The 25,959-nt window shown below is 54.5% G+C and carries 27 protein-coding genes; 13 read left to right on the top strand and 14 right to left on the bottom strand.

Annotation, left to right across the window (positions count from 1 at the left end; genetic code table 11):
• Window positions 1–86: 86 nt before the first annotated feature.
• Window positions 87–803: a ribonuclease PH gene (gene rph / locus AC0TOY_RS07265; RefSeq protein ID WP_024906632.1), complete on the top strand. Its 717-nt coding sequence runs from the start codon at window positions 87–89 to the stop codon at window positions 801–803.
• Between the two features lie 67 nt (window positions 804–870).
• Window positions 871–1,512, top strand: coding sequence for an orotate phosphoribosyltransferase (pyrE, locus tag AC0TOY_RS07260; protein WP_061716218.1), 642 nt, complete (start codon window positions 871–873; stop codon window positions 1,510–1,512).
• 83 nt (window positions 1,513–1,595) lie between these two features.
• Here the strand turns inward: pyrE and slmA are convergent, their stop codons facing one another.
• The 3 genes from slmA to coaBC all read right to left on the bottom strand — a co-directional run bounded on the left by slmA (window position 1,596) and on the right by coaBC (window position 3,960).
• Window positions 1,596–2,192 (bottom strand): nucleoid occlusion factor SlmA, encoded by a 597-nt coding sequence (gene slmA / locus AC0TOY_RS07255; RefSeq protein WP_024906630.1) that lies wholly within the window; start codon window positions 2,190–2,192, stop codon window positions 1,596–1,598.
• A 120-nt stretch (window positions 2,193–2,312) separates the two neighbouring features.
• Window positions 2,313–2,771, bottom strand: coding sequence for a dUTP diphosphatase (gene dut, locus AC0TOY_RS07250; protein ID WP_008502691.1), 459 nt, complete (start codon window positions 2,769–2,771; stop codon window positions 2,313–2,315).
• The gene (gene coaBC / locus AC0TOY_RS07245; protein WP_024906629.1) at window positions 2,749–3,960 is read right to left on the bottom strand and encodes a bifunctional phosphopantothenoylcysteine decarboxylase/phosphopantothenate--cysteine ligase CoaBC; all 1,212 of its coding nucleotides are present in this window, start codon (window positions 3,958–3,960) and stop codon (window positions 2,749–2,751) included. Before coaBC ends, dut begins: the two co-directional genes overlap by 23 nt.
• 172 nt (window positions 3,961–4,132) lie before the next feature.
• Between coaBC and radC the strand changes: the two genes are divergently transcribed.
• The 4 genes from radC (at window position 4,133) to mutM (ending at window position 6,328) form a co-directional block, all read left to right on the top strand.
• The gene (radC, locus tag AC0TOY_RS07240; RefSeq protein WP_417927989.1) at window positions 4,133–4,801 is read left to right on the top strand and encodes a RadC family protein; all 669 of its coding nucleotides are present in this window, start codon (window positions 4,133–4,135) and stop codon (window positions 4,799–4,801) included.
• Between the two features lie 218 nt (window positions 4,802–5,019).
• A complete protein-coding gene (rpmB, locus tag AC0TOY_RS07235; protein WP_002436699.1) occupies window positions 5,020–5,256 on the top strand; it encodes a 50S ribosomal protein L28 in 237 nt (78 codons plus the stop codon).
• A gap of 22 nt (window positions 5,257–5,278) precedes the next feature.
• Window positions 5,279–5,446: a 50S ribosomal protein L33 gene (gene rpmG, locus AC0TOY_RS07230; protein WP_003024094.1), complete on the top strand. Its 168-nt coding sequence runs from the start codon at window positions 5,279–5,281 to the stop codon at window positions 5,444–5,446.
• A 72-nt stretch (window positions 5,447–5,518) separates the two neighbouring features.
• Entirely contained in the window at window positions 5,519–6,328 is an 810-nt protein-coding gene (mutM, locus tag AC0TOY_RS07225; RefSeq protein ID WP_032643723.1) for a bifunctional DNA-formamidopyrimidine glycosylase/DNA-(apurinic or apyrimidinic site) lyase, read from the top strand.
• A gap of 2 nt (window positions 6,329–6,330) precedes the next feature.
• Here the strand turns inward: mutM and coaD are convergent, their stop codons facing one another.
• The 4 genes from coaD to AC0TOY_RS07205 form a co-directional block, all read right to left on the bottom strand.
• Window positions 6,331–6,810: a pantetheine-phosphate adenylyltransferase gene (gene coaD / locus AC0TOY_RS07220; RefSeq protein WP_008502695.1), complete on the bottom strand. Its 480-nt coding sequence runs from the start codon at window positions 6,808–6,810 to the stop codon at window positions 6,331–6,333.
• A 3-nt stretch (window positions 6,811–6,813) separates the two neighbouring features.
• Window positions 6,814–7,584 carry a glycosyltransferase family 2 protein gene (locus AC0TOY_RS07215; protein WP_473721658.1) on the bottom strand — a complete coding sequence of 257 codons (771 nt, stop codon included), beginning with the start codon at window positions 7,582–7,584 and terminating at the stop codon, window positions 6,814–6,816.
• Complete coding sequence (gene waaA / locus AC0TOY_RS07210) at window positions 7,584–8,858, bottom strand: lipid IV(A) 3-deoxy-D-manno-octulosonic acid transferase (protein ID WP_473721657.1); 1,275 nt, start codon at window positions 8,856–8,858, stop codon at window positions 7,584–7,586. Before waaA ends, AC0TOY_RS07215 begins: the two co-directional genes overlap by 1 nt.
• 66 nt (window positions 8,859–8,924) lie before the next feature.
• On the bottom strand, window positions 8,925–9,908 hold the full coding sequence (locus AC0TOY_RS07205) for a glycosyltransferase (RefSeq protein WP_024906624.1): 984 nt from the start codon (window positions 9,906–9,908) through the stop codon (window positions 8,925–8,927).
• Between the two features lie 157 nt (window positions 9,909–10,065).
• Between AC0TOY_RS07205 and AC0TOY_RS07200 the strand changes: the two genes are divergently transcribed.
• Window positions 10,066–11,169, top strand: a complete 1,104-nt coding sequence (locus AC0TOY_RS07200) for a glycosyltransferase family 4 protein (protein WP_024906623.1) — start codon at window positions 10,066–10,068, stop codon at window positions 11,167–11,169.
• Here AC0TOY_RS07200 and AC0TOY_RS07195 read toward each other — a convergent pair.
• Genes AC0TOY_RS07195 through rfaD form a run of 5 tightly spaced genes read right to left on the bottom strand, consistent with a single transcriptional unit; the run spans window position 11,148 to window position 16,321 of the window.
• Window positions 11,148–12,257, bottom strand: a complete 1,110-nt coding sequence (locus AC0TOY_RS07195) for a glycosyltransferase family 4 protein (RefSeq protein WP_090420366.1) — start codon at window positions 12,255–12,257, stop codon at window positions 11,148–11,150. The two genes, AC0TOY_RS07200 and AC0TOY_RS07195, sit on opposite strands and share 22 nt — an antisense overlap.
• A complete protein-coding gene (gene rfaQ / locus AC0TOY_RS07190) occupies window positions 12,254–13,357 on the bottom strand; it encodes a putative lipopolysaccharide heptosyltransferase III (protein WP_473721656.1) in 1,104 nt (367 codons plus the stop codon). Before rfaQ ends, AC0TOY_RS07195 begins: the two co-directional genes overlap by 4 nt.
• Window positions 13,350–14,336: a lipopolysaccharide heptosyltransferase RfaC gene (gene rfaC, locus AC0TOY_RS07185; RefSeq protein ID WP_024906620.1), complete on the bottom strand. Its 987-nt coding sequence runs from the start codon at window positions 14,334–14,336 to the stop codon at window positions 13,350–13,352. Before rfaC ends, rfaQ begins: the two co-directional genes overlap by 8 nt.
• 3 nt (window positions 14,337–14,339) lie before the next feature.
• On the bottom strand, window positions 14,340–15,386 hold the full coding sequence (rfaF, locus tag AC0TOY_RS07180; RefSeq protein WP_473721655.1) for an ADP-heptose--LPS heptosyltransferase RfaF: 1,047 nt from the start codon (window positions 15,384–15,386) through the stop codon (window positions 14,340–14,342).
• A 2-nt stretch (window positions 15,387–15,388) separates the two neighbouring features.
• A complete protein-coding gene (rfaD, locus tag AC0TOY_RS07175) occupies window positions 15,389–16,321 on the bottom strand; it encodes an ADP-glyceromanno-heptose 6-epimerase (protein WP_024906618.1) in 933 nt (310 codons plus the stop codon).
• A gap of 215 nt (window positions 16,322–16,536) precedes the next feature.
• On the opposite strand from rfaD, the gene kbl reads away from it, so the two are divergent.
• The 6 genes from kbl to AC0TOY_RS07145 all read left to right on the top strand — a co-directional run bounded on the left by kbl (window position 16,537) and on the right by AC0TOY_RS07145 (window position 23,707).
• Window positions 16,537–17,733 (top strand): glycine C-acetyltransferase, encoded by a 1,197-nt coding sequence (gene kbl / locus AC0TOY_RS07170; RefSeq protein ID WP_024906617.1) that lies wholly within the window; start codon window positions 16,537–16,539, stop codon window positions 17,731–17,733.
• A gap of 9 nt (window positions 17,734–17,742) precedes the next feature.
• Entirely contained in the window at window positions 17,743–18,768 is a 1,026-nt protein-coding gene (tdh, locus tag AC0TOY_RS07165) for an L-threonine 3-dehydrogenase (RefSeq protein ID WP_024906616.1), read from the top strand.
• Between the two features lie 176 nt (window positions 18,769–18,944).
• A complete protein-coding gene (locus tag AC0TOY_RS07160; RefSeq protein WP_024906615.1) occupies window positions 18,945–20,525 on the top strand; it encodes a phosphoethanolamine transferase family protein in 1,581 nt (526 codons plus the stop codon).
• 69 nt (window positions 20,526–20,594) lie between these two features.
• Window positions 20,595–21,851, top strand: a complete 1,257-nt coding sequence (locus tag AC0TOY_RS07155) for an O-antigen ligase family protein (RefSeq protein ID WP_048992820.1) — start codon at window positions 20,595–20,597, stop codon at window positions 21,849–21,851.
• A 71-nt stretch (window positions 21,852–21,922) separates the two neighbouring features.
• On the top strand, window positions 21,923–22,771 hold the full coding sequence (locus AC0TOY_RS07150; RefSeq protein ID WP_473721654.1) for a glycosyltransferase: 849 nt from the start codon (window positions 21,923–21,925) through the stop codon (window positions 22,769–22,771).
• Between the two features lie 18 nt (window positions 22,772–22,789).
• Window positions 22,790–23,707, top strand: coding sequence for a capsular polysaccharide synthesis protein (locus AC0TOY_RS07145; RefSeq protein ID WP_473721653.1), 918 nt, complete (start codon window positions 22,790–22,792; stop codon window positions 23,705–23,707).
• Window positions 23,708–23,741: 34 nt separating this feature from the next.
• On the opposite strand, the gene AC0TOY_RS07140 is transcribed toward AC0TOY_RS07145, so the two are convergent.
• A complete protein-coding gene (locus AC0TOY_RS07140) occupies window positions 23,742–24,674 on the bottom strand; it encodes a divergent polysaccharide deacetylase family protein (protein ID WP_473721652.1) in 933 nt (310 codons plus the stop codon).
• Window positions 24,675–24,677: 3 nt separating this feature from the next.
• The gene (gene envC / locus AC0TOY_RS07135; RefSeq protein ID WP_024906610.1) at window positions 24,678–25,937 is read right to left on the bottom strand and encodes a murein hydrolase activator EnvC; all 1,260 of its coding nucleotides are present in this window, start codon (window positions 25,935–25,937) and stop codon (window positions 24,678–24,680) included.
• Window positions 25,938–25,959: the final 22 nt, after the last annotated feature.

The raw sequence follows: 25,959 nt of genomic DNA, 5'->3' as shown, positions 1-25,959 counted from the left end.
GCTTTCGGGGGCTTCTCAGGATAGGAATAAGCGTCCTTTATCCGTATAATGCGCAGCCACATTCGTTTCAAGCCGGAGAATCCATCATGCGTCCATCAGGTCGTAGCGCCAACCAGGTGCGTCCCGTCATCCTGACCCGTAACTATACAAAACACGCTGAAGGCTCCGTGCTGGTTGAGTTTGGTGACACTAAAGTGCTGTGCACTGCCTCCATCGAAGAAGGTGTTCCGCGCTTCCTGAAAGGTCAGGGTCAGGGCTGGATCACCGCAGAATACGGCATGCTGCCGCGTGCGACCCATACCCGTAATGCCCGTGAAGCGGCAAAAGGGAAGCAGGGCGGTCGTACCATGGAGATTCAGCGTCTAATCGCGCGCGCGCTTCGCGCCGCCGTTGACCTGAAAATCCTCGGCGAATTCACCATCACTCTCGATTGCGACGTAATTCAGGCAGACGGCGGTACGCGTACCGCATCCATTACCGGTGCCTGCGTGGCGCTGGCGGACGCTCTGAACAAGCTGGTTGCGGCCGGTAAGCTGAAAACCAACCCAATGAAAGGCATGGTTGCGGCGGTTTCAGTCGGTATCGTTAACGGCGAAGCGCTTTGCGATCTGGAATACGTTGAAGATTCCGCAGCCGAAACCGACATGAACGTGGTGATGACCGAAGACGGTCGCATCATTGAAGTACAGGGTACGGCGGAAGGCGAGCCGTTCACCCACGAAGAGCTTCTCTCTCTCCTGGCGTTGGCCCGAGGGGGAATCGAGTCCATTGTAACGACGCAGAAAGCGGCGTTAGAAAATTGATTTTAAAGGCGACCAATGAGTCGCCTTTTTTTTGCCTGTAAGACAGAAAAACCAAAGGAGCAAATCCATGAAATCGTATCAGCGCCAGTTTATTGAGTTTGCGCTTAACAAGCAGGTACTTAAGTTTGGCGAATTTACGCTGAAATCCGGGCGTAAGAGCCCCTATTTCTTCAACGCCGGGCTGTTTAATACCGGGCGCGATCTGGCATTGTTAGGCCGTTTCTATGCCGAAGCGCTGGTGGATTCCGGGATTGATTTTGACCTGCTGTTTGGCCCGGCCTATAAAGGCATTCCGATTGCGACCACCACCGCGGTAGCGCTGGCGGAACACCATGACCGTGACGTGCCGTACTGCTTTAACCGCAAAGAGGCTAAAACCCACGGTGAAGGCGGGAATCTGGTTGGCAGCACGCTGCAGGGCCGCGTGATGCTGGTGGACGACGTGATCACCGCGGGTACGGCGATCCGCGAATCGATGGAGATCATTCAGGCCAACGGTGCGACGCTGGCTGGCGTGCTGATTTCTCTGGATCGTCAGGAACGTGGTCGCGGGGAAATTTCCGCTATTCAGGAAGTCGAGCGCGATTACAGCTGCAAAGTGACGTCGATTATCACTCTGAAAGACCTGATTGCGTATCTGGAAGAGAAGCCTGAGATGGCGGACCATCTGGCGGCGGTACGTGCGTACCGGGAAGCGTTCGGGGTGTAGTTAAATTGCCCGGTGGCGCTACGCTTATCGGGCCTGCGCATTTCGTAGGCCCGATAAGGCGAAGCCGCCACCCGGCAACGGTGTTACTGCAACTGAGCAGCCACTAACGGCCAGCGGGCGTCAAAATCGTCCGTTGGACAGTATTTGAACTCGCTGCGCACAAAGCGAGAGAGCATCCCTTCACAAAACGCCAGAATCTGGCTCGCCAGCAGCGTTTCATCAATGCTGTAACCTTCGCCTTCACGCATTTTCTTTTCGCGCAGTACCTGGCGCAACTGAGCTTCAATGCGTTCGAAAAGCTGGTTAATGCGGCCCTGCAGTCTGTCCTGCTCAAACATCAGCGCGTGGCCGGTGAGGATACGAGTTAAGCCCGGATTGCGTTCACCGAAGCCCAGGATTAACAGCACAATCAGACGCAGACGCGCGGTGGTGTCTTTTTCGTCTTTCAGAATCAGGTTGATGCGCGTGATCAGGCTGTCTTCAATAAACTCGATCAGGCTGTCGAACATCCGGGTCTTGCTCGGAAAATGACGGTACAGCGCCGCCTCAGACACGCCCACAGAGGCGGCCAGTTTAGCGGTGGTGATGCGTTGACTGCCATCGCTGGATTCAAGCATCAGAGCCAGAGATTGAAGTATTTCTTCGCGACGATTCCTTTTCGCGGTTTGTTTTTCTGCCATGTTACAAAATACCCCTGAAAATAAGCACTTGCCAGGCTGGCATCCACACAGCGACCGCAAACGGGCGTTTGCGGTTTGTTATTGCATTATGACGCTGTGAGATACGTGTCTGTCGGGCCGTTATTTGCGCCCGGAATGGCCGAAGCCGCCTTCGCCGCGGTCGGTGGCGTCAAAGTCTGCCACCAGGTTAAATTCTGCCTGTACCACCGGTACAAAGACCATCTGTGCGATACGCTCACCCGGTTCAATGGTGAAGCTGTCCTGACCACGGTTCCAGACGGAGACCATCAGCTGACCCTGGTAGTCGGAGTCGATCAGGCCGACCAGGTTCCCCAGCACAACGCCATGCTTATGGCCCAGGCCAGAACGCGGCAGGATCACCGCCGCCAGCGACGGGTCAGCAATGTGAATGGCCAGGCCAGTTGGAACCAGGGTAGTGGCACCCGGAGCCAGTTCTACGGCGTCATCGAGACAGGCGCGCAGGTCAAGACCGGCAGAGCCGGAGGTGGCATAGGTTGGCAGCGGGAATTGCTCGCCAACACGCGGGTCCAGAATCTTAACGTCGATTTTTTTCATCATAACGGGTAACGATCTCGTCGAGTAATTGTTGGCCCAGGAGTTCCTTGCGCTCAAGCGGTAAGACTTTATCTCCATCCTGCCAGAAAAGGTGCAGTGCGTTGCTGTCGCTGTTAAATCCTTGTGTGGCCAGCGATACGTCGTTCGCGCAAATCAAATCGAGGTTTTTGCGGGTACGTTTTTGCCGGGCATATTCTTCCACATTATTCGTTTCTGCGGCAAACCCAACAACGTATGGACGGTGGCTTTTTAGTGCGGCGACACCGGCAACAATGTCCGGGTTTTTTACCATTTTTAGTGTTAATTCATCGCCTTGCTTTTTTATTTTAGCCTCGGCGATCGTCTCGGCACGATAGTCTGCGACGGCAGCACAGCCGATAAAAATCTGCTGGCTTTGCGCATGAGCCTGTACGGCGGCTTCCATCTCCAGCGCGGTAGTAACGTCAATTCGCTTCACAAACGCAGGGGTAGGCAGCGAGACCGGGCCGCTCACCAGCGTGACGTTCGCGCCACGCTTCGCAGCGGCGGCGGCAATCGCAAAGCCCATTTTACCGGAGCTGTGGTTGGTGATGTAGCGCACCGGATCCAGCGGCTCGCGCGTGGGGCCCGCGGTAATCATGATGTTGAGATGTTGCAGATCGTTGACAGGCGAAAAATGGGCTGCGGCCATATCAACAATCGTCAGCGGGTCAAGCATGCGACCCGGGCCAACATCGCCGCAGGCCTGGCTGCCGCTGTCCGGACCCCAGATAAGCAGGCCGCGTGAGGCCAGCGTCTCCAGATTGTGCTGGGTGGCCGCGTTACGGTACATCTGCTGGTTCATGGCAGGAACGACGGCAACAGGGGCAGGCGTGGCCAGACAAATGGTAGAGACCAGATCGTTTGCCATACCGGCCGCCACCCGGGCGATTAAATCAGCCGTGGCGGGGGCAAGGATAACCAGGTCAGCCCATTTACCCAGCTCAATATGGCCCATCGCGGCTTCGGCGGCCGGATCGAGCAGGCTGTCAGATACCGGGTATCCTGAAACGGCCTGCAGGCTCAGAGGAGTGATAAAGGCTTTACCGCCTTCGGTTATCGCGACCCGCACATCTGCCCCGCGCTCGCGCAGACGACGCACCAGCTCTGGCGCTTTGTAGGCAGCAATGCCGCCGCTCACGCCAAGAACGATTTTTTTACCGGCCAGGCTCATCATGATTCTTTCCTGTTGGGTTTCACCAGAGAGCAGGCATTTTATCACAATCCCCAAAGCGGGGTGATTTTGTCCTTCGACCACTTTGCGAGGCGCTACGCAAGAACGCAACGTGGCCGTCGAGCGCCGGATTGGCGTGTGGCAGCATGCGGCTAAAAAAGGGAGAAAGAGCATGGAAGAAGAGGATGAGCTGTTGCTGCCGCGAGAAAAACTGCTGCGCTATGACGTCACCCTGTTAAAAGATGATGAACTGCTGGCGCTCTTTTTACGTACCGGAACGCCCGGAAAAACGGTATTTACGCTGGCAAAAGAGCTGATAGCACGTTTCGGTTCGCTGTACGGTTTACTGACCGCCGATCTGGCGCAGTTTACGCACGTTGAGGGGATCGGCGTGGCGAAATATGCCCAGCTGCGGGCCATTGCCGAACTTGCCCGTCGTTTTTACAATGTCCGCATGGAGAAGGACGATCCGATCCTGACGCCCGCGATGACGCGCGAATTCCTGCAAAGCCAGTTAACCGATATTGAACGCGAGATCTTTATGGTGATCTTTGTTGATAACAGAAATCGGGTGCTGAAACATAGCTGTCTCTTTGCGGGCACATTGAGCCACGTTGAGGTGCATCCGCGTGAAATTGTGCGGGAAGCGATAAAAGTGAATGCAGCGGGCGTGATCCTCGCGCATAATCACCCCTCTGGCTGTGCAGAACCGAGCAGAGCGGACAAAGAAATCACCGAACGCATTATCAAATGCTGTCAATTCATGGACATTCGTGTGCTGGACCATCTGATAATTGGCCGCGGTGAGTACATTTCTTTCGCAGAACATGGCTGGATTTAGGCTATTTCTCGCGATCCATCGGGATCTTTGTCTGTTCGGGACTTGAGCACACCGCCGAGTCAGCGTATACTACGCCACCTTTGAGAATCTCGGGTTTGGCATTTGGGCCTGGCAATCGAGAGTTCACTTAGAACTATGCGATGACCGGGCTGTAAAGCCTGACGAGGCGCCGATACCCCATACGAAGCTCGAGCTAATTTGATTTTTGGAGAATAGACATGTCCCGAGTCTGCCAAGTTACTGGCAAGCGTCCGGTGACCGGTAACAACCGTTCCCACGCACTGAACGCGACTAAACGCCGTTTCCTGCCGAACCTGCACTCTCACCGTTTCTGGGTTGAGAGCGAGAAGCGTTTTGTCACCCTGCGCGTATCTGCTAAAGGTATGCGTGTAATCGATAAGAAAGGCATCGATACAGTTCTGTCCGAACTGCGTGCCCGTGGCGAAAAGTACTAAGTACTTAAAGAGGAAATAAATCATGGCTAAAGGTATTCGCGAGAAAATCAAGCTGGTTTCTTCTGCTGGTACAGGTCACTTCTACACCACCACGAAGAACAAACGTACTAAGCCGGAAAAACTGGAACTGAAAAAGTTCGATCCAGTTGTACGCCAGCACGTACTGTACAAAGAAGCTAAAATCAAATAATTTTAGTCTCCTTGTATCGAAAAACCCCGCAACTGCGGGGTTTTTTGCATTCTGTATCTCAACGGAGGAACCATGCCTGAATTACCTGAGGTAGAAACCAGCCGTCGCGGCATTGAGCCCCATCTGGTCGGCGCGACGATTCTTCACGCGGTGGTCCGCAACGGACGTCTGCGCTGGCCGGTGTCCGATGAGATCCATGCCCTGAGCGATCAACCCGTCCTTAGCGTGCAGCGTCGCGCGAAATATCTGCTGCTGGAGCTGCCCGACGGCTGGATCATTATCCACCTGGGGATGTCCGGGAGCCTGCGCATCCTTACCGAAGAACTGCCTGCTGAAAAGCACGACCACGTCGATCTGGTGATGAGCAACGGCAAAGTGCTCCGTTACACCGACCCACGGCGCTTTGGCGCGTGGCTGTGGACGAAGGAGCTGGAAGGACATAACGTGCTGGCGCATCTGGGCCCGGAGCCGCTTTCAGACGCGTTTAACGCGGAATATCTCAAGGCGAAGTGCGCGAAGAAGAAAAGCCCGATTAAGCCCTGGCTAATGGATAACAAGCTGGTGGTCGGCGTTGGGAATATTTATGCCAGCGAATCGCTGTTTGCGGCCGGGATCCATCCCGATCGGCTGGCCTCTTCGCTGTCGGCGCAGGAGTGTGAGCTGCTGGTCCGGGTGATTAAAGCCGTATTACTTCGCTCGATTGAGCAGGGCGGGACAACGTTGAAGGACTTCCTGCAAAGTGACGGCAAGCCGGGCTATTTTGCCCAGGAGCTTCAGGTGTATGGCCGTAAGGGCGAACCGTGCAGAGTCTGCGGCACGCCAGTTATTGCCACGAAGCACGCCCAGCGCGCCACGTTCTACTGCCGTCAGTGCCAGAAATAGGGCTACTTTAGCTTTTCCATCAACGCCTGGTGGACGTTAACCGGCAGGAAATGGGTAACGTCCCCGTGATGACGCGCCACCTCTTTCACCAGCGTGGAAGAGATAAACGACCACTCTTTGGAGGGCATCAGGAACACGCTCTCCAGCTCCGGCATCAGGTGGCGGTTCATGTGCGCCAGCTGCATTTCATACTCGAAGTCTGCCACCGCGCGTAAGCCACGGATCAGAATATTCGCCTGCTGGGCGCGGGCGAAGTTTGCCATCAGGTCGCTAAACCCGACCACCTCAACGTTCGGCAGGTGCGAAATGGCATCGGTGGCAAGCTGCACGCGCTCGTGGAGGTCAAACATCGGTTTTTTGCTGGGGCTGGCGGCAATGGCCAGGATCACCTTGTCGAACATGCACGCCGCACGGGTAATGATATCGAGATGACCGTTGGTGATCGGATCGAAGGTACCCGGATAAATCGCTTTTGTGCTCATGGCTCACGTTTTCTCTGAGTAGCCGCGGCAGAGCGCCCACAGCTCGGTGTATTTGTTGAAAGTATACTGGGCATTCACTACCGCGAGTAACCAGCCCTGCTTACCGTCCAGTACGCCGCCGCGCAGCACCAGCGTTTTCAGGAACGCGCCCAGCGTGTGGGTAAAGATACCCGTCAGCGAGGCCTTCTTGCCGCGCTGGTGACGCTCCTGCGCCCATGCGGTGGCATAGTTGAGCTGTTTACGCTGGAAGCTGGCGAAATCGCGGCAGGTCAGGTGCAGCAAATCGCCCGTCAGGGGGATTATCCGGGCGTTGTCGCAGGCCAGTGATTCATGGACGAGATTGTCGTTGTACTGATAGCGCTCGCGCTCGTAGAGGCGCATCACGCGGTCAGGATACCAGCCGCTGTGGCGCATAAAACGGCCAAGGAAGTAGTTGCGGCGGGCAATGCTGTATACGGCGCCAGGCTGGGGCGAGGAAAGTACCGCCTGAATGGCCTGCTGAAGTTCTGGCGTAATGCGCTCGTCAGTATCGAGCATCAGGACATACTCACCGGTGGCATACCCCTGCGCGCGCTGGCGCTGGATGCCATAGCCTTGCCAGTCAGCGTCGACAAAGACTTTTGCACCCGCTGCCCGGGCAACGTCCACCGTGTTGTCCGTACTTCCGGAGTCAAGAATGACTATCTCGTCAGCCCAGGCAACGGAGGCCAGGCAGTCCGGAAGCAGGTCGGCGGCGTTTTTGGCGATCATCACGACCGACAGACGCGTTGACATTAGTGGCTCCGCTGGGGCAGGTAAGGTTGCAGAAGTTGCAGCAGACGGGTCAGGGCGCCCTGGTTCTGGTGCAGCACTTCGACCGCATGGCGCCCGTACCACAGGCGATAATCTTCGTCAGTCAGAAGGGTCGATACCTCTTTGACTACTGAATCTGCATCGGTCACGGTAATTAAACCATCGGCCTGCTGTAATTTCGCGCAGATATCTTTGAAGTTAAACGTGTGCGGCCCCATCAGCACCGGAATGGCGTGGGCTGCTGGCTCCAGCGGGTTATGTCCGCCACGCTCGGCCAGGCTGCCACCGACAAACGCGAGGTCAGCAATGCCGTACAGCAGCATCAGCTCGCCCATCGTATCGCCAATCACCACCTGGGTGCTGCCGGAAGGGATCTCACCGCTGCTGCGCAACGTGAAGCTGAAACCGCCTTTCTGCACCATTTCACGGGCATCTTTGAAACGCTCCGGATGGCGGGGCACGAGGATCAGCAGTAAATCAGGGAAGCTTTCCAGCAGCTTGCGGTGAGCCTGCAAGATGATCTCTTCTTCACCGTCATGGGTACTGGTCGCAATCCAGACCTGACGACGCGGAGCCCACTGGCGACGCAGCGTGATCGCACGGGCAGCGAGCTCAGGGGTAACCGAAATATCAAATTTCAGGCTGCCCGTCACCGCGAGCTGGTTGCGTTTGAGGCCCAGAGAGACAAAGCGTGCCGCATCTTCTTCATTCTGCGCGGCGATCAGCGTGATCTTGCTCAGCAGGCGGCGCATAAATTTACCCAGCTTGCCGTAACCTTTCGCCGAGCGCTCTGACAGGCGCGCGTTGGCAATCACCAGCGGAATTTTGCGGGCATGCAGGGCGGAAATCATGTTCGGCCACAGTTCGGTTTCCATCACAATCACCAGCTTCGGGCGCACGGTGTTGAGGAAACGATTCATGGCGCAGGGCAGATCGTAAGGGAGATAGACGTGATGGACGTCTTTGCCAAAAGCGGATAACGCGCGCTCCGAGCCGGTTGGCGTCATCGTCGTGACGGTAATTGGCAGCGACGGGTAGCGGTGACGCAGGGCGCGAACCAGCGGGATTGCCGCCAGCGTTTCACCGACAGAAACGGAATGCAGCAAAATACCGTCCGGAGCGACTTTATTGCGGCAGAAGCCATAGCGTTCAGCCCAGCGTTTACGATACGCAGGCGCTTTACGGCTACGAAGCAACAGCCTCAGCCACACCAGTGGCTGAATGATGTAGAGCAGAGCGGTATACAACAATTCCAAGCGATTATCCGTTTTTTTAGTTTCGGCGGGCAAATTCTAAGCATTTAAGCCAGGTAAAGCTATCTCTTATGCCAGATACCGTTTCAAACGGAAATAACGGCGACCCAGCCGCCAGTGCTGGCGCAGTCCACGGGCATTTTTCCAGATGAGTGCCCAGATACCGCGGTCGAACAGTTCACGGATGATTTCGCGTTTTTTGCTGAGATCGCCGATGTTGTTAATAGCGTGCAGAATGCCCAGCCCCTCTTTTGCAATTTGCCACCTGCAGGCCGGCACCCGGCGCACGGCCTCCGGGTAGCGCTGGTTGATAACATCCAGCATTTCCAGGATTTTCATGTAGTGACGGGCGTTACGCATACGCGTGTCATCCGTTCCTGGCGTGTGCGAGACGGAGGCGGAATGAATCAGGTAGTCGTAGAACGTTTCGTCAGTGTACTGCACGCGTTTTGCAGTAAGCAGCACTTCAGTGGTCCACGGGATATCCTGATGACGCAGACCATGCTCAAAGGTGAAACCCTGCTCTTTAATAAACGCGTGGCGATAAATATTCAGCCAGGTAACGTGCAGGAATTTACGCGACGCCAGCGCGCGCTGTAGCCACGTTGGGCCATCCAGCACGTCTGTAGATTGCAGTTTGTCGGACGGGAAGATTTTCTTCGACGGCCTGCCGTCATCGTAGATATACGTGCCGTTGCAGGTAGCCACATCGAGATTGTTATTTTTGGCCATTTCAAGCAGTCGCGGATACATGCCCGGATAAATGACATCGTCGATATCCGGGAACGCGACGTACTCGCCTGTCGCTTGCGCCAGACCCGTATTACGGGCCGCCGAGACGCCCTGGTTCGCCTGGTCAATGACCTTGTAGAACGGGAATTCTCCGGCGTACTGCGCAATGATGGCCGAGGAGTTGTCGCTTGACCCGTCGTTCACAACGACCAGTTCCAGACTGTCCAGATGTTGAGCTTTGATACTGTCGAAAAATGCGCTGAGGAATTTTTCACCGTTATAGACGGCGACTACAAGGCTCAATAAAGGTGTGTCGGACATGCTTTCTCCGTTGTGTTCAGGGCAGGCCACCCAATATGGTGATACCATTCGTGCTGTATTATATCTGGTGGATACTAAAAACATATGCCTGGAGGGACAAAGATCCTGCCAGGCGGCAAATTAGCGTCACGCGGACGAGATTCTTAACAGGAAATGTATGCATATTGTTCACACTGAAGCAGACGGTGGCAAAGGCGGACAGCCTCTGCGCATTATCAACGAATCGCTTGGGATGATTCAGCGTGGCCATCAGGTTACTCTCCTTTGTCCGGAAACCGCGCCGCTGCATGCGCTGGCGCGCAATGCCGGATTGACGGTTGTCACGATGCCGTTGAAGCGCAAGAACCTAAAAAATCTGCGGTTGCTGCGTCGCTGGCTGAAGGATAACCGTCAGTCGATTGACGTTATCAACAGTCACAACTCTGCCGATACATGGCTGGTGGCGCTGGCGAATCTGACGCTCGCCAACCCTGTGCCGCTGGTCCGCACCCGTCATGCGTCAGGCGTACCGCGCAACAACTGGACGACACGCTGGCTGTTCCGCACGGCCTGTGCGCATATCGTGACCACGGGGGAGGCGTTGCGTCATCAGGTGGCAAATATTGGCGTGCCGATGTCCCAGAGTACCTCGGTGCCAAGCGGTGTCGATACTCAGCGTTTTCACCCCGGAGATAAGCACGAAGCCCGCGCGCATTGTGGCCTGTCCGGAGACGATTTCTGGCTGGGCGTGGTGTCGCATTTGCGCCCGAACAAAGGCCATAGCGTACTGTTGCGCGCCCTGGCGAAAATCGACAATCCACACATCAAGCTGGCGATTGTCGGCGAAGGCCCGCACAAGGCGACGCTGGAACAGGAAATCGCCGCGCTGGGATTACAGCAGCGCGTGGTCATGGCGGGACATCAACCCGATCCGGAACGCTGGTTTCCGGCCTTTGATATTGCGCTGAGTCCTTCGCACGATATGGAAGGTGTTCCACAGGGCGTACTGCAATCATTAGCCACCCGTATTGCAACTATTGCGACGGACGCCGGTGGAACGGGAGATGCGGTGATTAACGGGCAGACGGGCATTTTAATCGCGCAGCGCGACGAAAACGCATTGCACGATGCCATAATGAAACTCTATGACGACTCAGCCCTTCGCGAGACGCTCGCGCAACAGGGGTATGACTATCTGAGTACACATTTTACCCGCGAATGTATGCTGGACGCGATGGAGAAGGTCTTCTCCGATGCGGCTCAGCGCAGCAGATCGCGATAAAGTGCCTGCAGCTCTTTCGCCATTCTGTCCAGGGTGAAGGGCTCTGCAGTTGCACGCGCAGCAGCGGAGTAATCGACACCCTGTTCACGGCCTTTCAGCCATTGAGATATGGCCTGCTGGTAGCCTTCGCTGTCCAGCGCATCACGCACCCAGCCGTTTTTACCCTCGTTTATCCACTCCGCCGCACCGCAGCCGTGGCTGGTAAGCAGCGGCAGACCGCAGGCCAGCGCTTCCACGCAGACGTTCGGGAAGGGATCGTAAAGCGTCGGCAGGATCAGAGCATCAGCCGTCCCATAGACTTCGCGCACGTTGGCAACGGGTCCCAGGAACTTCACGCGTGAGGAAACCCCCAGAGCCTGTGCCAGTTTTTCAAACTTCCGCGCATGTTTATCGCGTCCGGCAATTAGCAGCCAGACGTCAGAATGCGGCACAATGGCGCGTAGCGCGGTGGCAACACCTTTACGGCTGAAACCTGACCCAACATACGCCAGTACCGGTGCGTTACGGGGAATGCCCAGTGCATCACGCTGCGAAAGGGCGCGGACCTCAGGGCTAAACTGAACGGTGTCTACGCCGTTGTAGATCACCGTCAGCTTGTCTTCCGACAGCCCGAAGCGACGGGCAATATCATCGCGCACCATCTTCGAATTACAGATCACCTTGCGCAGCTGCGGATGGGTAAACATCTGCGTCTCAGCCTGCAGAATGTAGCGGTGATAGCGGCTCAGAGATTGCGCCCAGCGCGCCAGTGGCGAGAGGATGCGGCCATATTGCTCAAGCCAGGCGGCGTGAACCCCGTCCCCGGCCCGGAAAATGGTCGCTCCCGGTATGCGCTCGTGACTTTGCACAATATCAAACTGCGCAAAATGCGAAGCGGCTTCGGTGGCAAAGCCGGATTCACGGGCGATACGGTTACGGAACGGCGGATTGACCGTCAGCGTTTTCCAGCCGGTGGCGTCTTCCCACTGGCGGGCAATCAGCGTCACGTCCAGGGACGTGTCCTGCGACAGCACGTTAAGCGCGCGCGAGACGAAACGTTCTGCACCACCGTTGGGGTTGTAGGTTTGTCGGACTATCGCCAGCTTCATGCAGGATTTTCCAGGAGCATCGTGTCGATGGCGCTCAGCACCTGCTGTGGGGTGATGGCTGTGATGCAGTCTGAGACACCGCTGTCTCCGCAGCCCGCTTTACCGCACGGCTGGCAGGTAAACCCGGCAACGATTACGCGATAGTTCACCCCCCACGGTGCCCACTTGATGGCGCCGGTAGGGCCAAAGATGGCGACGGTCGGGGTACCGACGGCGCTTGCAAGGTGCATCGGCATGGAGTCCACACCGAAATAGACCCGCGCGTGCTTCATGAGCGCGCCCAGTTCTTTCAGGTTCAACTGACCGCTCAAATCAAAGACCGGCTGGGTGAGCGCAGCGCGCAGCTCGTCCATGTAGGCCTTCTCTTCTTTTGACGGTGCGGCGGAAAGGATAATTGGCAAGCCGCGCGCCGCCAGGTTATCAATGGTCGCTGCCAGCTTTTTGATATCCCAGGCCTTAAACATCCAGCGCGAGGTCGGGTGAACCAGAATGTAGGATTTACTCGTGAGCCCAAACCCGGCCAGTTTTTCGGCCACAGAGGCTTCTGCCGCGTCACCAGGCACAAAAAGCGTATGCTTGTCTTCGTCGGACTGGGGATGAATACCGATCCGGCGCAGGGCGTCAAGATTGACCTCCACCATATGGCGGCTGTTGTCCTGAATCGCCGGGTAGAGCGTGGTGAACGACTTCACCCAGCGACGACGCGCCAGGCCCCCGCGTTTATCCGGCTTAAAGCCGACGGAGACGCGCGGTTTCAGGCGACGCGCCAGGCGCGCGCCGTGCCAGTGTTCGGTCAGATTAATCAGCACGTCATACTGACGGCCTTTCAGGGTATTCAGCAGGGCGCGGTAAAGGCGGAATTGTTCGAACCACCCCTTTTTGCGCCAGTTGCGCCCAATAGTATGGACCTGGTCGATATGCGGGTGGCTGGTCAGCATCGCCTGCGTGTCGTCATAGACCAGCGCGTCGACCTCCACGTTGGGCCAGTTCTTTTTCAGCACGGTAAAAACCGGCGAGGTAAGCAGAACGTCACCGTGGTGACGCAGCTTAATAATCAGCACGCGCTTTGGCGGGCGCTCCGCTGAGAAAAAATCAGACATAGGCTCTCTCTGCTGCCAGCAAAGGCTCTAATTGCGCAAATACCGCAGCGGCGCTGAGATCGCTCAGCTGCGATGAGTGTTCCGGGCGGCAGATATACTGATTTTTTCCATAGCCGCCGATCAGGCCCGGGTCCGTTGGGCCGTAAAGCGTGATGTTAGGACGGTCCAGCGCCGCCGTCAGGTGGCTGAGGCCCGTATCCACGGAGACCACAGCCGTAGCGCCTGCCAGCGCCTGAGCGACGCCGTCAAGTTTCATGCGTGGCAGAACGTCCACGTAATCAAACCCTTCTGCCAGACGTTTGGCCCGTGCCTCTTCGTGCGGTGCGCCCCACGGGAGTTTAATACGCAGCCCCGCGCTTGCCAGCAGGCCGATCAGTTCGCGCCAGTACGCTTCCGGCCAGTGCTTGTCATCGCGGGTTGTCGCGTGAAGGAAAATCAAATAAGGGTCGCTTTTCTGCGATGAGGCGTGCAGGAAATGCCGGGAAATTGCATAGTCGCCCTGGGTTTCCGGTTTCGCATAGCCCAGGCTTTTGGCAAACAGCTCGCGGGTACGTTCCACCGCATGCTGTTGCTTTGCGATGTGATGACGACGGTTATAAAACAGGCTCGCCAGCGGTTCGCGGGCGCTGTGCCAGTCCATCCCGTGCTTTACGCCGTGTGCCAGACGCGTTACCAGCGCGGCGCTTTTCACCAGCCCCTGGGCGTCGATGATGGCGTCGTAACGCTGTGCCTGCACCGCCTCACGGAAGGCTTTGCGTTCGGCTTTAATCGGCGCGGAGAACCACGCTTTGCGCCAGCGGCGAATCGCCACCGGGATCACGCGGTCAACCGCTTCATGCCAGGTGGGGATCTGCGCGAAGCCTTCCTCCACCACCCAGTCAAAGCGAATGCCGGGAATGGCCCGCATGGCGTCCGTCAGTGACGGCAGCGTATGCAGAACATCGCCCATCGAAGAAGTTTTAACGATCAGTACCCGCATTCGTTATCCTTCTTCGCTCAACAGCAGCTCGTTAAGCTCTTCGAGAACGCGCGCTGGCGTAATGTCGATCAGGCTCTGATGGTAGCCTTCTGCGGCATCGCCTTTGCGCACTTTGTGGTAGCCGGTGATCAGGCGGATGACGCGCGCTTTATGAGAAAGCGGGGGCGTGAAGTCCGGGCTACTTGGGCCATACAGCGCCACCAGTGGGCGGTTGAGCGCAGCGGCGACGTGCATCAGGCCAGAGTCGTTAGTGACCACCGCTTTACAGGCGGCAATCAGGATAACAGCTTGTTCAAGCTGCGTTTCTCCTGCCAGATTGCGGCACCAGGCCTGCTGCTCGTTGCTCAGCGTCGCGAGAATTTCGTTGCCAGCCTCGTGATCTTTTGCCGAACCAAACAGGACAATCTGGTAGCCTTCGTCAATCAGCTGTTTCGCCAGCTCCGCATAGTGATAGTGCGGCCAGCGTTTTGCCGGGCCGAACTCGGCGCCTGGGCAGAAGCCAATCATCGGGCGTTCAGACGAAAGACCAAACGCGTTACAGGTCTGGGATTTTTCACCATCGTTAACCTGAAGCTGTGGCCAGAGCAGCGGCTGCGGCAGATCTTTCGCGCTGCGCATCACGCCTTTGTCATAGGCCAGCGCCACATAGCGCTCCACCATCAGCGGCCAGGCTTCTTTATCCAGCTCCCGCGCATCGTTCAGCAGACCGTAGCGCATTTCACCGCGCCAGCCGGTGCGATGTGGGATGCCCGCAAAGAAGGGCACCAGGGCGGATTTAAAGGAGTTTGGCAGGACATACGCGCGATCGTAGCGCTTCTCGCGCAGGCTATGACCGAGCTTGCGGCGTTCGCCGATTTCCAGCGCCCCGTGGCCGAGTGGCATCGGGATGGCTTCATTCACTTCCGGCATACGCGATAACAGCGGACGGCACCATGCGGGTGCCATCACGTCGATTATCGCCTGGGGATAACGCGCCTTGAGCGTGCGATAGAGACTTTGCGACATCATCATGTCGCCCACCCATGACGGGCCGATCACCAGAATTCTCATACTTACGCGTCGCGGTTCAGCCAGGCCATATATTCCGTTACGCCTTCGGCAACGGTCTTGAACGGCTTGTCGTAGCCTGCGGCGCGCAGGTTGGTCAGATCGGCCTGCGTGAACGCCTGATAACGGCCTTTCAGTTTTTCCGGGAACGGAATGTACTCGATGCTGCCTTTTTTGTGATACGCCAGCGTGGCGTCAGCCACTGCCTGGAAGGATTCCGCACGGCCGGTACCGAGGTTGAAGATACCGGACACGCCGTTTTCCCAGAACCACAGGTTTACGGCCGCCACGTCGCCCACGTAAACGAAGTCGCGCTTAAAACCGTCGCTGCCTTCGAACAGTTTCGGGCTTTCACCGTTATTCAGTTGGGTGTTCAGGTGGAACGCCACGCTCGCCATGCTGCCTTTGTGGCCTTCACGCGGTCCGTAGACGTTGAAGTAACGGAAACCGACGATCTGCGAGTTCGCTTCCGGCAGAACCTGACGTACGTACTCGTCGAACAGGAATTTAGAATAACCGTAGACGTTCAGCGGCTGCTCATATTCGCGGGATTCGATGAAGTCCGAGGTGCGGCCGCCGTAGGTTGCCGCGGAGGAGGCGTACAGGAACGGAATCTCACGCTCCAGGCAGTAGTGCAGGATCTCTTTAGAGTACTGATAGTTGTTGTCCATCATGTACTTACCATCCCACTCGGTGGTGGAAGAACACGCACCTTCGTGGAAGATGGCTTCGATCTCGCCGAACTCTTCGCCTGCCATAATCTGGATAAGGAAGTCTTCTTTATCCATGTAGTCAGCGATGTTCAGATCCACCAGGTTGACGAACTTAGTGCCATCTTTCAGGTTGTCAACCACCAGGATGTCGGTGATGCCTTTGTCATTGAGAGCCTTAACAATATTACTGCCGATAAAGCCTGCGCCGCCGGTAACGATGATCATAACTGTAACCTTTGAAGTGTGGAGCCCGGGGACAATCCCGGACGCTAATGTCTCTATCATATCATTAGTATGGCTGCCCTTCAGCCATTCACCTTCACAGCGCAGGGGTACGCGTGATTTATGCTGCAAAAACGATAAGAGATGACGTGTCATCTCGTCATGAACTATAGGTTTGGGTAATATGTCCCGAAATTTGCCGAGTCTGGAGAATTGCAATGCGTGGTGATTTTTACAAACAGTTAAACAGCGACCTCGACACCGCACGTGCGGAAGGGTTGTTCAAGGAAGAGCGTATTATCACGTCTGCCCAGCAGGCGGACATCACCGTTGCCGACGGCAGCCATGTGATTAACTTTTGTGCGAACAACTACTTAGGTCTTGCGAATCATCCTGAGCTGATTGCCGCTGCAAAAAACGGCATGGACACCCACGGTTTCGGCATGGCCTCCGTACGCTTTATCTGCGGTACCCAGGACAGCCACAAGCAGCTTGAGCAAAAGCTGGCGAGCTTCCTCGGAATGGAAGACGCGATTCTGTACTCCTCCTGCTTCGATGCCAACGGCGGTCTGTTTGAGACCCTGCTCGGCGCAGAAGATGCGATTATCTCCGACGCCCTGAACCACGCCTCCATCATCGACGGCGTACGCCTGTGTAAAGCGAAGCGTTTCCGCTACGCCAACAACGACATGGTTGAGCTGGAAGCACGCCTGAAAGAGGCTCGTGAAGCGGGTGCCCGCCACGTGCTGATCGCCACCGACGGCGTGTTCTCCATGGACGGTGTGATCGCTAACCTGAAGGGCGTGTGCGACCTGGCAGACAAATACGACGCGCTGGTGATGGTCGATGACTCTCACGCGGTCGGCTTTGTTGGCGAAAACGGCCGTGGTTCCCACGAGTACTGCGACGTGATGGGCCGCGTGGACATCATCACCGGTACGCTGGGCAAAGCGCTCGGCGGCGCGTCCGGCGGCTATACCGCCGCGCGTAAAGAGGTGGTTGAGTGGCTGCGCCAGCGCTCTCGCCCGTATCTGTTCTCCAACTCCCTGGCGCCGGCGATTGTTGCCGCCTCCATCAAAGTGCTGGAGATGGTGGAGTCTGGCGCTGAGCTGCGCGACCGTCTGTGGTCCAACGCCCGTCTGTTCCGTGAAAAAATGAGCGCCGCAGGTTTCACCCTGGCCGGTGCTGACCACGCGATCATTCCGGTGATGCTGGGTGATGCGGTCGTCGCGCAGCAATTTGCCCGCGAACTGCAGAAAGAAGGTATTTACGTCACCGGGTTCTTCTTCCCGGTGGTGCCAAAAGGTCAGGCGCGTATCCGCACCCAGATGTCTGCGGCGCATACGCCTGAACAAATTGAACGTGCGGTGGAAGCCTTTACCCGCATCGGCAAACAGCTGGGCGTCATTGCCTGAGGACGTGTGATGAAAGCGTTATCCAAACTGAAAGCGGAAGAAGGGATTTGGATGACCGACGTGCCGGAACCGGAAGTCGGTCATAACGATCTGCTGATCAAAATTCGTAAAACGGCTATCTGCGGTACTGACGTTCACATCTACAACTGGGACCAGTGGTCGCAGAAAACCATTCCGGTACCGATGGTTGTCGGTCACGAATATGTCGGCGAAGTGGTGGGCATCGGCCAGGAAGTAAAAGGTTTCAAAATTGGCGACCGCGTCTCCGGTGAAGGCCATATTACCTGTGGTCACTGCCGTAACTGCCGCGGCGGACGTACGCACCTGTGCCGTAATACCATCGGCGTGGGCGTGAACCGTCCGGGCTGCTTCGCGGAATACCTGGTGATCCCGGCCTTTAACGCCTTCAAAATCCCGGACAATATTTCTGACGATCTGGCCTCCATCTTCGATCCGTTCGGCAACGCGGTACACACCGCGCTCTCCTTCGACCTGGTCGGTGAAGACGTGCTGGTCTCCGGCGCGGGCCCAATCGGCATTATGGCGGCCGCCGTGGCGAAGCATGTGGGGGCGCGCAACGTTGTGATCACCGACGTGAACGAATACCGTCTGTCTCTGGCGCGCAAAATGGGGGTCACCCGCGCAGTGGATGTCTCGAAAGAGAGCCTGACCGACGTGATGGAAGAGCTGGGCATGACCGAAGGCTTTGACGTGGGCCTGGAGATGTCCGGTGCACCGCCGGCGTTCCGCACCATGCTCGACACCATGAACCACGGCGGTCGTATCGCGATGCTGGGCATACCGCCGTCAGATATGTCTATCGACTGGAATAAAGTGATCTTCAAGGGGCTGTTCATCAAGGGTATCTATGGCCGCGAGATGTTTGAGACCTGGTACAAGATGGCGGCATTAATTCAGTCCGGTCTGGATCTGTCCCCGATTATTACTCACCGTTTCTCCATCGATGAGTTCCAGCAGGGCTTTGACGCGATGCGTTCCGGCCAGTCAGGGAAGGTGATCCTGAGCTGGGAGTAACCTGTCTGCTGGCATCGCTTTTACGGGTGCCAGCGCTCTTTCTTAGCGGTTTGACTTTCCAGAAGTTACTTGTTAACTTCTGGCGAAATTTCATCCATTCTGTCTTCTCCGCACGTTCATTCTTGCAATCAAAATGATTTCGTCAGGAAAGATATTGCCAGGCTAATTAGGTCATTATGTCCACACTGTTTTCACAGAAGTTGGTTGAGACACCTTCGCGATTTACCGCTTTCTTTACTGTCGTTATTTCTCTGCTAATAGTCATTGGCGTTAATATTATACATGCTAAATATAATGCGGTGATTAACCGCACGTTGGTTTTCGCGCTGATATTGCTGACATTAAAATGTATAAACAATAAATTAATCAGGAATGTACTGGCGATTATTTTATTAATTCCGGTTGCAGCAGATATTACTTTACAGCTATACGCCTGGAGTAATTTCAATTCTGCGTTTAGTTATGGTTTTGCGCTGAGCGTACTCAATACGACACCGGGTGAAGCAAGTTCGATGCTCGGTTTGTACTGGCGCGATTGCCTGATCTTTATCGCCCTGTCCGCGTTGTTCATTTATACCGCGAATACCGGCAAATGGCCTGTCGCGCCGCGTTTTCGTCGCTGGCCCGCCGTTGCGCTTGCCGTCACGCTGCTGGCTTTTTATGGTCAGGCCTTGCAGCATCAACTCAGGAAAAGCAGCGTCGAAAGCCTGGCACAGCGCGTGGTTCAGGCGACGCCTGTTAGCACATCAAAAGTCTTTATGCAGGCCATTGAAGATAATGCCGTGGTGGCCAATATCGGCAAAAATATTCCTGATTATAAAATCACGTTATCCGATACCGGCATCGAAAACTATGTGCTGATCATTGGTGAGTCTGAGCGTACGGCAAATATGAGTATCTATGGTTATCAACGAGATACTACTCCAGAGCTGGAAAAGCAAAAATCGCAGCTCTTACTGTTCCGCAATGCCGTTACGCCTGCACCGGTCACGATTATGGCGGTACCGCTGGCGTTAACCGCGGATACTGTGAATGCACGCGATCCGCGTAAGTATGGCGATAACGTCATCAATATCGCTAATAAAGCGGGATATGATACGTACTGGTTTAGTCGTCAGGGTAAAGGAGGGGCGCATAATAACGTCATTACCGGCATTGCTCTGAACACGAAACAGCATGAATGGATTGACGGGGGCTACGACGAAGACCTTTTGCCGCTGTTGCAGAATGCGCTTAAAGCGCCGGGCAAGAAATTAATTGTTCTGCATTTGTACGGAAGTCACGAACCTTCCTGTCGACGCTTCCCTGCCAGCCAGGCGGTTTTGCACGGTGATAATGAAGCCGATGACTGTTATGACAACTCTGTGCGATATACGGATACGTTGATGGGCAAGGTCTTTAGCCTTCTGGAAAACTCGCGCTCATCCGTCATGTATTTCTCCGATCATGGCCTCATTCGCGATCCGAAACGTGCAGTCGCTTACTCCCACGGTAACGTTAATCCTCCGCGAGAGGCACTGCATATCCCGGTGTTTATCTGGTACGGACATCAGGTGGATTCTGGTAAGCAATATACCGGAGATTACAATACCGTATGGTCAGCTGATGATATTAATACGCTGGCAGAGCTGTGGCTTGGGATCCATCGCCAGGGGGAGCCTGTCCAGTCGGTACAGTCCTGGCTTACCGGTTACAATAAGAACGTTTCCGTGCTGGACACGACCGGGAAGTCCTATGACTGGCGTAATATTCGTTAACACTGGTGCGATAAACTTGCATTTAGCAGTGTGCTAGCCTGCTTTACCTTCTTAGTAAATGGAATAATGATGATTAATGTAGAACGAGATAAGGTCCAGTTTGCGTTGTTGCAATTACTCTTTGGACTGTGTGCTATCGCTTTTGGTTGCGTAGTTGTTTCACCCAATTTATCTGCCAAAATTTTGGGCCTGGCGGGTGTTACCGCATTCGTTATTTTCTTGTTGGATATTAAAAATTTCAGAAAGAATGATGCATTCTGGCTTTGTCTGGTCCTGTTGATCATCGGGATTTGCGATCTGGTCTGGTACCGAATGTATAAGGTTGATAGTGCGGCGATCAACTCATATCGCGCTTATCTTGAAGTCGGGAAAATCTGCCTGTTCGGAGCATTTTCCATCTTCGTGTTTGTGAACCGTAATCAGCTCAAAGTAGGTAGCAATAAGATTCATATGCTGCTGGCTATCGCATTGCAGGTGATGATTGTTGTCTACGCCGGGTACCAACACCTGTTTCTTGAAAACCAAAGGGTAACGCTCTCCCTTGCTGGTGGAGCTGATGCAACAGGAGCTGCCTATACCATTGCGTTTATCTCGTTCTATACGATTCTGGTGCTACAACACAGTTCAAGTCGATGGAAAGAGCTGTTTATACTCGCGCACTTCTTTATTACCTTCCTGGTACTGGTGGCGACAGAAACGCGGGCAGCTATTTTGACCTATCCGATTATTTTCTTCGGCTTGATGGTGTTTAAGCTGTACCGGGACAAGCATATTCCGTGGAAGGGGGTGTCTGTTTTTCTGATCGCTTTGCTGGCAGGCGCATTTATGATGAAAGACAGTCTGACACAGCGTTATAATGACTTTAATAATGACATCGCTTCCTATGATAAAGCGAACAGTGCCACTTCTGTTGGGGCTCGTTTTGCTATGTGGAAGGTGGGATTAGCTGCATCTAAAAATAGTTATTTATGGCAGTCTACTGATGAGCGAAACGCAAAGATAATTGATGAAGTTAATAAAGATCCAAGCCTGTCAGGTGCACTGGATCACATTCGTGGTCATCTTCATAATGAAATTGTTGAAACCCTTTCTGTAAAAGGTCCTTCAGGCGTTATTCTCTATATTCTGTTTGTTATATCGCTTGGCTGGTATGCATTACGTATCCGTAAAAGTATTATTCTTTTCGCTTTCCTGGTCTCGATTGTTATGTTCGGAGTAGGTGGCGTGATGTTCTATTCAAAAACAACCCCTGTAGCCTGGATGCTGACGTTGATAATGTCGATTGTTTTCCTTGAACAGAACAAACACCATAAGGTCATTAAGTAATCGTTTTGATTCTCCATCGGGAAAAAGGTATTCTCCCGATGGAGAAATACCTTTTACCAGACGAGCATGCCATGAACGAACTGATTTCAGTAATCATCACCACCTACAACAGAGAGGCGTTGCTGGAGCGCGCAATTCGTTCAGTTATTGCTCAGACATACCCTGCGGTAGAATTGGTTATTGTTGATGATTGTTCTAATGATCAAACCGCTCAACTTATAGAGCGTATGCGTGCGGAGTGTGAAGCGCGTTTTGTGCATTTCATCTACGAACGTAACGAAAAGAACAGCGGTTCTAACTTCAGCCGTAACCGGGGTTATGCGCTATCGCACGGCGTGTTTGTGACGGGGCTGGATGATGACGATTATTTCCTGCCAGAACGTCTGACGAAACTCGCTAAGCGGTATGATGATAAGTATGCCTTTGTGACGGATACCCCCGCCCGGCTGGATAAGACCCACCGCACTTATCCGGATACTGATGATAAAAGGATAATTGCGCTACAGGATATTTTGTGCGAAAACGTGGTGGGCAATCAGGTCTTGACCACTAAAGAAAAACTATTAGGGGTAGGCGGATTTTCTCCTGAAATTAAACAACAGCAAGATCGCGACGTCTGGATTAAATTAATTCTGAAATATGGTCCAGGTATCAAGTACAGTTTCAGTACGGCGATGGTAGATGCTGAACACGGGAGCGATCGGATTACGTCGCAAGTTAAAAAATACAATGCGTACCGTAAGCTCTATTTTAAATATCGACAGTACATGTCTGAAGTTACTCGCAGTAATAACTTGTTCCAGCTCATGTCTTTTCGTGGGTTTAAATCGACTCGTATGAATTGTTTATTACGAGGGCGTAAAAAAGACGCTAAGTTAAAAATGAAACTGCTTCGTCGTACGCTAAAAGAGCTATTCTGAATTTATTAAGGTGAAATGATGAATCTCAATGCAACGAATAAGCTCATCAAGAAAACCCGACGCTGGCACAAAAAAACGGGTTTTTCTCTTTTTCAGCGTGCGGCCAGCCATTTTGAGCGGAAGAAAAAAGAGACAATTTTTAGCATTATTGATGAACTGCATGTTCAGCCTGACGCTGCGCAACTAACTGAATCGGAACAATCACGCATCATCTGGATCTGCTGGTTCCAGGGGCTCGATAGCGCGCCTGAGTTGGTTAAACGCTGTATCGACTCTGTTTATAAACACTCAAATGGATATGAGATTATAATTATTACTGAAAATAATTTTTCGGATTTTCTCACACTACCTGGTGTGATTATTGAGAAATATAATTCAGGATTGATCGGTAAAGCTCACTTCTCTGATTTATTACGTTGCTGCTTATTGTATAAATATGGCGGTGTGTGGCTTGACTCTACCATATTTATGGCTCAGGATTTACCTTCCTACCTTGCCAGTTACTCATTTTGTTCTTTGCGTTTCACTCCAGCAGATTGCTCTGGGACTATTAGTAAAGGTTTCTGGACAACATATTTTCTGGTTTCCGAGAAAAATGGCTATTTAATCGGTAATGTAATGAATGTACTTTTAGAATACTGGCAAAAGCATGATAAAATCATAGATTATTTTTTAATGGATTATATCTTTTGTTATTATTTCGAAAACGATAGCCACTCAAGAAAGATTATTTTATCTCCGCCTGTGCTCGGTGAAAATCGTTTTTTACTAAAAAATAGCATGAATGAGCATTTCTCACTTGAACTACAACAGAAATTTATGGAAGACCCTATAGGCATCTATAAATTGTCTTATAAAGGGTCTTACCGTACTTCAAACAACGGCCAGCCGACAATATATAGCCAGATCCTTGATGGCACTTTCGAACTGAAGTGATAAAAAAGCCACCATGACGGTGGCTTTTTTATCGTCAGGCTTTCTTACCCCATCCCTGCCACTGCTGCTGGACGTATTTCATCAGCGTGCTGTTACTGATGCTGTCTCCGATAACGGAGAAGAAGCGGGTCGCGTAGACCGGTTCAGGCGGCTGCTTCGGTACACAGCGCTTCACGCCGCGGAACGGATTACGCGGTGTAGTCGGGACGGGCTGCGCAGAATTTGGCGTAGAGGTATCCACCTGCGGTTCGTTCAGCAGATCGCTCGGGCGTACCAGCGTGATATCGGCAGGTAAGGTCGGCAGCATTTGTTGCAGGACGCGGACGGTCGACGGGTGCGGGTGACCGATGGCAATGGCCGAGCCATAACGGCGGGCCAGCTGTACCGCGCGATTGAACTGCACGCGAATATCAGCTTCGTTCTGGGTATCGTCCAGGAACACCTTACGCTTAATCACCTTTACGCCCGTTCCCTGAGCGGCGCGCATCGCCTGGCTGTTGCCGATGGTCATGCTGTCGAGGAAGTAGAGGTTATAACGCTCCAGCGCCTGCATCACTTTGAGCATCCCGTACAGGCTGGAGGTCATCGCACTACCCATGTGATTGTTCAGACCAACGGCATACGGCACTTTGTTGTAGGCGTCGCGGATGATGCGCTCGATCTCCTCGCTGCTCATATCCGGGCGCAGGGTATCTTTTTCCAGCGGCTGCTTGCTGAGCGGTGCCATGGGCAGGTGGATGAGAACCTGATGACCGCTGCTGTGGGCTTTGGTCGCCATCTCACGCGCGTGAGGGGCATTCGGAAGGACGGCGACAGAGATGGCCGACGGCATCGCCAGCACCTGATTTTCATAGTGTGGACGATAACCGAAGTCATCAATCACGATAGCGAGTTTACCTGCGTATACCGGTGCAGCCAGCGCCAGCGCGCTGACGACGGAGAAAACGATTCGACGAAATTGAAGCAAAACTTATCTTCCCAACCACGGCTGTGGATTGACCGCCTGACCCTGACGACGAATTTCGAAATAGAGTGACGGGCGGCCCTGACCGCCACTGCTGCCCACAAGGGCGATGGGTTGGCCGGCGCGCACCTGTGTGCCGACGCTGACCAGCGCGCTCTGGTTGTAGCCGTAAAGACTCATATCACCTTTACCGTGTTCGACCACCACCACCAGTCCGTAACCCTGCAGCCAGTCGGCCAGAATCACGCGGCCATCGGCAATGGCTTTCACTTCGCTACCTTCAGACGCACCGATAACGATCCCTTTCCAACGTAGCTCACCCTGCAGCTGTTCGCCATAGCGATGCAGAATTGAACCGCGAACGGGCCAGAAAGCCTGACCGCGAGGCGAGCCTAAACCGCCGGTACGCGACATCAGGGAACGTTCGCTCTCGCTTGGCTTGTAGGTGGTCCCTTTGCGGGACGCTTCCTGCTGCTTATCGCGAACGGCCTGCGCCTCGCGAGCCTCTTTTTCGGCGCGCGCTTTCGCCGCCGCTTCTGCCCGGGCGATGCTGTTACGCAGTTTGGATTCGTTGGCGCGCATTTCGCTTAGCTGGCTTTGACCTTCCTGAATGGAGGATTCAAGGCCGGAAAGGGTTTTCTTACGTTCGTTGCGAGCCTGCTCAAGCTTCGCCTGCTGGGCCTGCTGATCGTAGAGCAGCGTCTGCTGCTGGCTCTGCTTCTCTTCCAGCTCGGCTTTTTGTGTGGAGACCTCTTCGCGCGTCTGCTTCAGCTGCGCGATCGTCTCCTGACGCGCCTGGTTGAGATAGCCAAAGTAGGCCTGCAGGCGCTGGCCGCGCTGGCTCTCTTCGCCGCTGAGGATCAGCTGGAGTCCGGTATGTTCACCCTGGCGGAATGCGGCATCAAGCTGTGCGGCAAGATTGCGCTCTTGCGCATCGCGCTGGCGCTCCAGTTTGGCAATTGACGCGTTCATCTCGTCGATCTGTTTATTCAACTGGGCGAGGGTGTTTTGCGTTTCACGGAGTTTACGCGTGGCGGCGGAGATCGCCTCTTCCTGCTGCTTGAGCTGGGCGAGCAGGGTGGAGCGCTGCTGCTGCTGCTGGCGCACCGCACGCTCTTTGGCGGCGATATCGGCCTGAATAGATTTCAGCTGGTCGCGGTCATCCGCATGGGCGGATGCGGCGCACAGCAATACGCCAGCGCTGAGTGCGCTGGCGTAAAACAGAGGTCTGACTGATAACCTAAGCGGCTTCACGACCCATGTGATTGAAAAAATCGCCTTTCCCCTC

The sequence above is a fragment of the Enterobacter sp. PL_is379 genome (assembly GCF_055817355.1).
Note: the sequence above shows the minus strand (reverse complement) of the source record. Positions and strands in the feature narration are given on the sequence as shown.

Coding starts and splice junctions, on each gene's coding strand:
- rph (WP_024906632.1), top strand. CDS start 87: ATGCGTCCATCAGGTCGTAGCGCCAACCAGGTGCGTCCCGTCATCCTG.
- pyrE (WP_061716218.1), top strand. CDS start 871: ATGAAATCGTATCAGCGCCAGTTTATTGAGTTTGCGCTTAACAAGCAG.
- slmA (WP_024906630.1), bottom strand. CDS start 2,192: ATGGCAGAAAAACAAACCGCGAAAAGGAATCGTCGCGAAGAAATACTT.
- dut (WP_008502691.1), bottom strand. CDS start 2,771: ATGATGAAAAAAATCGACGTTAAGATTCTGGACCCGCGTGTTGGCGAG.
- coaBC (WP_024906629.1), bottom strand. CDS start 3,960: ATGAGCCTGGCCGGTAAAAAAATCGTTCTTGGCGTGAGCGGCGGCATT.
- radC (WP_417927989.1), top strand. CDS start 4,133: ATGGAAGAAGAGGATGAGCTGTTGCTGCCGCGAGAAAAACTGCTGCGC.
- rpmB (WP_002436699.1), top strand. CDS start 5,020: ATGTCCCGAGTCTGCCAAGTTACTGGCAAGCGTCCGGTGACCGGTAAC.
- rpmG (WP_003024094.1), top strand. CDS start 5,279: ATGGCTAAAGGTATTCGCGAGAAAATCAAGCTGGTTTCTTCTGCTGGT.
- mutM (WP_032643723.1), top strand. CDS start 5,519: ATGCCTGAATTACCTGAGGTAGAAACCAGCCGTCGCGGCATTGAGCCC.
- coaD (WP_008502695.1), bottom strand. CDS start 6,810: ATGAGCACAAAAGCGATTTATCCGGGTACCTTCGATCCGATCACCAAC.
- AC0TOY_RS07215 (WP_473721658.1), bottom strand. CDS start 7,584: ATGTCAACGCGTCTGTCGGTCGTGATGATCGCCAAAAACGCCGCCGAC.
- AC0TOY_RS07205 (WP_024906624.1), bottom strand. CDS start 9,908: ATGTCCGACACACCTTTATTGAGCCTTGTAGTCGCCGTCTATAACGGT.
- AC0TOY_RS07200 (WP_024906623.1), top strand. CDS start 10,066: ATGCATATTGTTCACACTGAAGCAGACGGTGGCAAAGGCGGACAGCCT.
- AC0TOY_RS07195 (WP_090420366.1), bottom strand. CDS start 12,257: ATGAAGCTGGCGATAGTCCGACAAACCTACAACCCCAACGGTGGTGCA.
- rfaQ (WP_473721656.1), bottom strand. CDS start 13,357: ATGTCTGATTTTTTCTCAGCGGAGCGCCCGCCAAAGCGCGTGCTGATT.
- rfaC (WP_024906620.1), bottom strand. CDS start 14,336: ATGCGGGTACTGATCGTTAAAACTTCTTCGATGGGCGATGTTCTGCAT.
- rfaF (WP_473721655.1), bottom strand. CDS start 15,386: ATGAGAATTCTGGTGATCGGCCCGTCATGGGTGGGCGACATGATGATG.
- rfaD (WP_024906618.1), bottom strand. CDS start 16,321: ATGATCATCGTTACCGGCGGCGCAGGCTTTATCGGCAGTAATATTGTT.
- kbl (WP_024906617.1), top strand. CDS start 16,537: ATGCGTGGTGATTTTTACAAACAGTTAAACAGCGACCTCGACACCGCA.
- tdh (WP_024906616.1), top strand. CDS start 17,743: ATGAAAGCGTTATCCAAACTGAAAGCGGAAGAAGGGATTTGGATGACC.
- AC0TOY_RS07160 (WP_024906615.1), top strand. CDS start 18,945: ATGTCCACACTGTTTTCACAGAAGTTGGTTGAGACACCTTCGCGATTT.
- AC0TOY_RS07155 (WP_048992820.1), top strand. CDS start 20,595: ATGATTAATGTAGAACGAGATAAGGTCCAGTTTGCGTTGTTGCAATTA.
- AC0TOY_RS07150 (WP_473721654.1), top strand. CDS start 21,923: ATGAACGAACTGATTTCAGTAATCATCACCACCTACAACAGAGAGGCG.
- AC0TOY_RS07145 (WP_473721653.1), top strand. CDS start 22,790: ATGAATCTCAATGCAACGAATAAGCTCATCAAGAAAACCCGACGCTGG.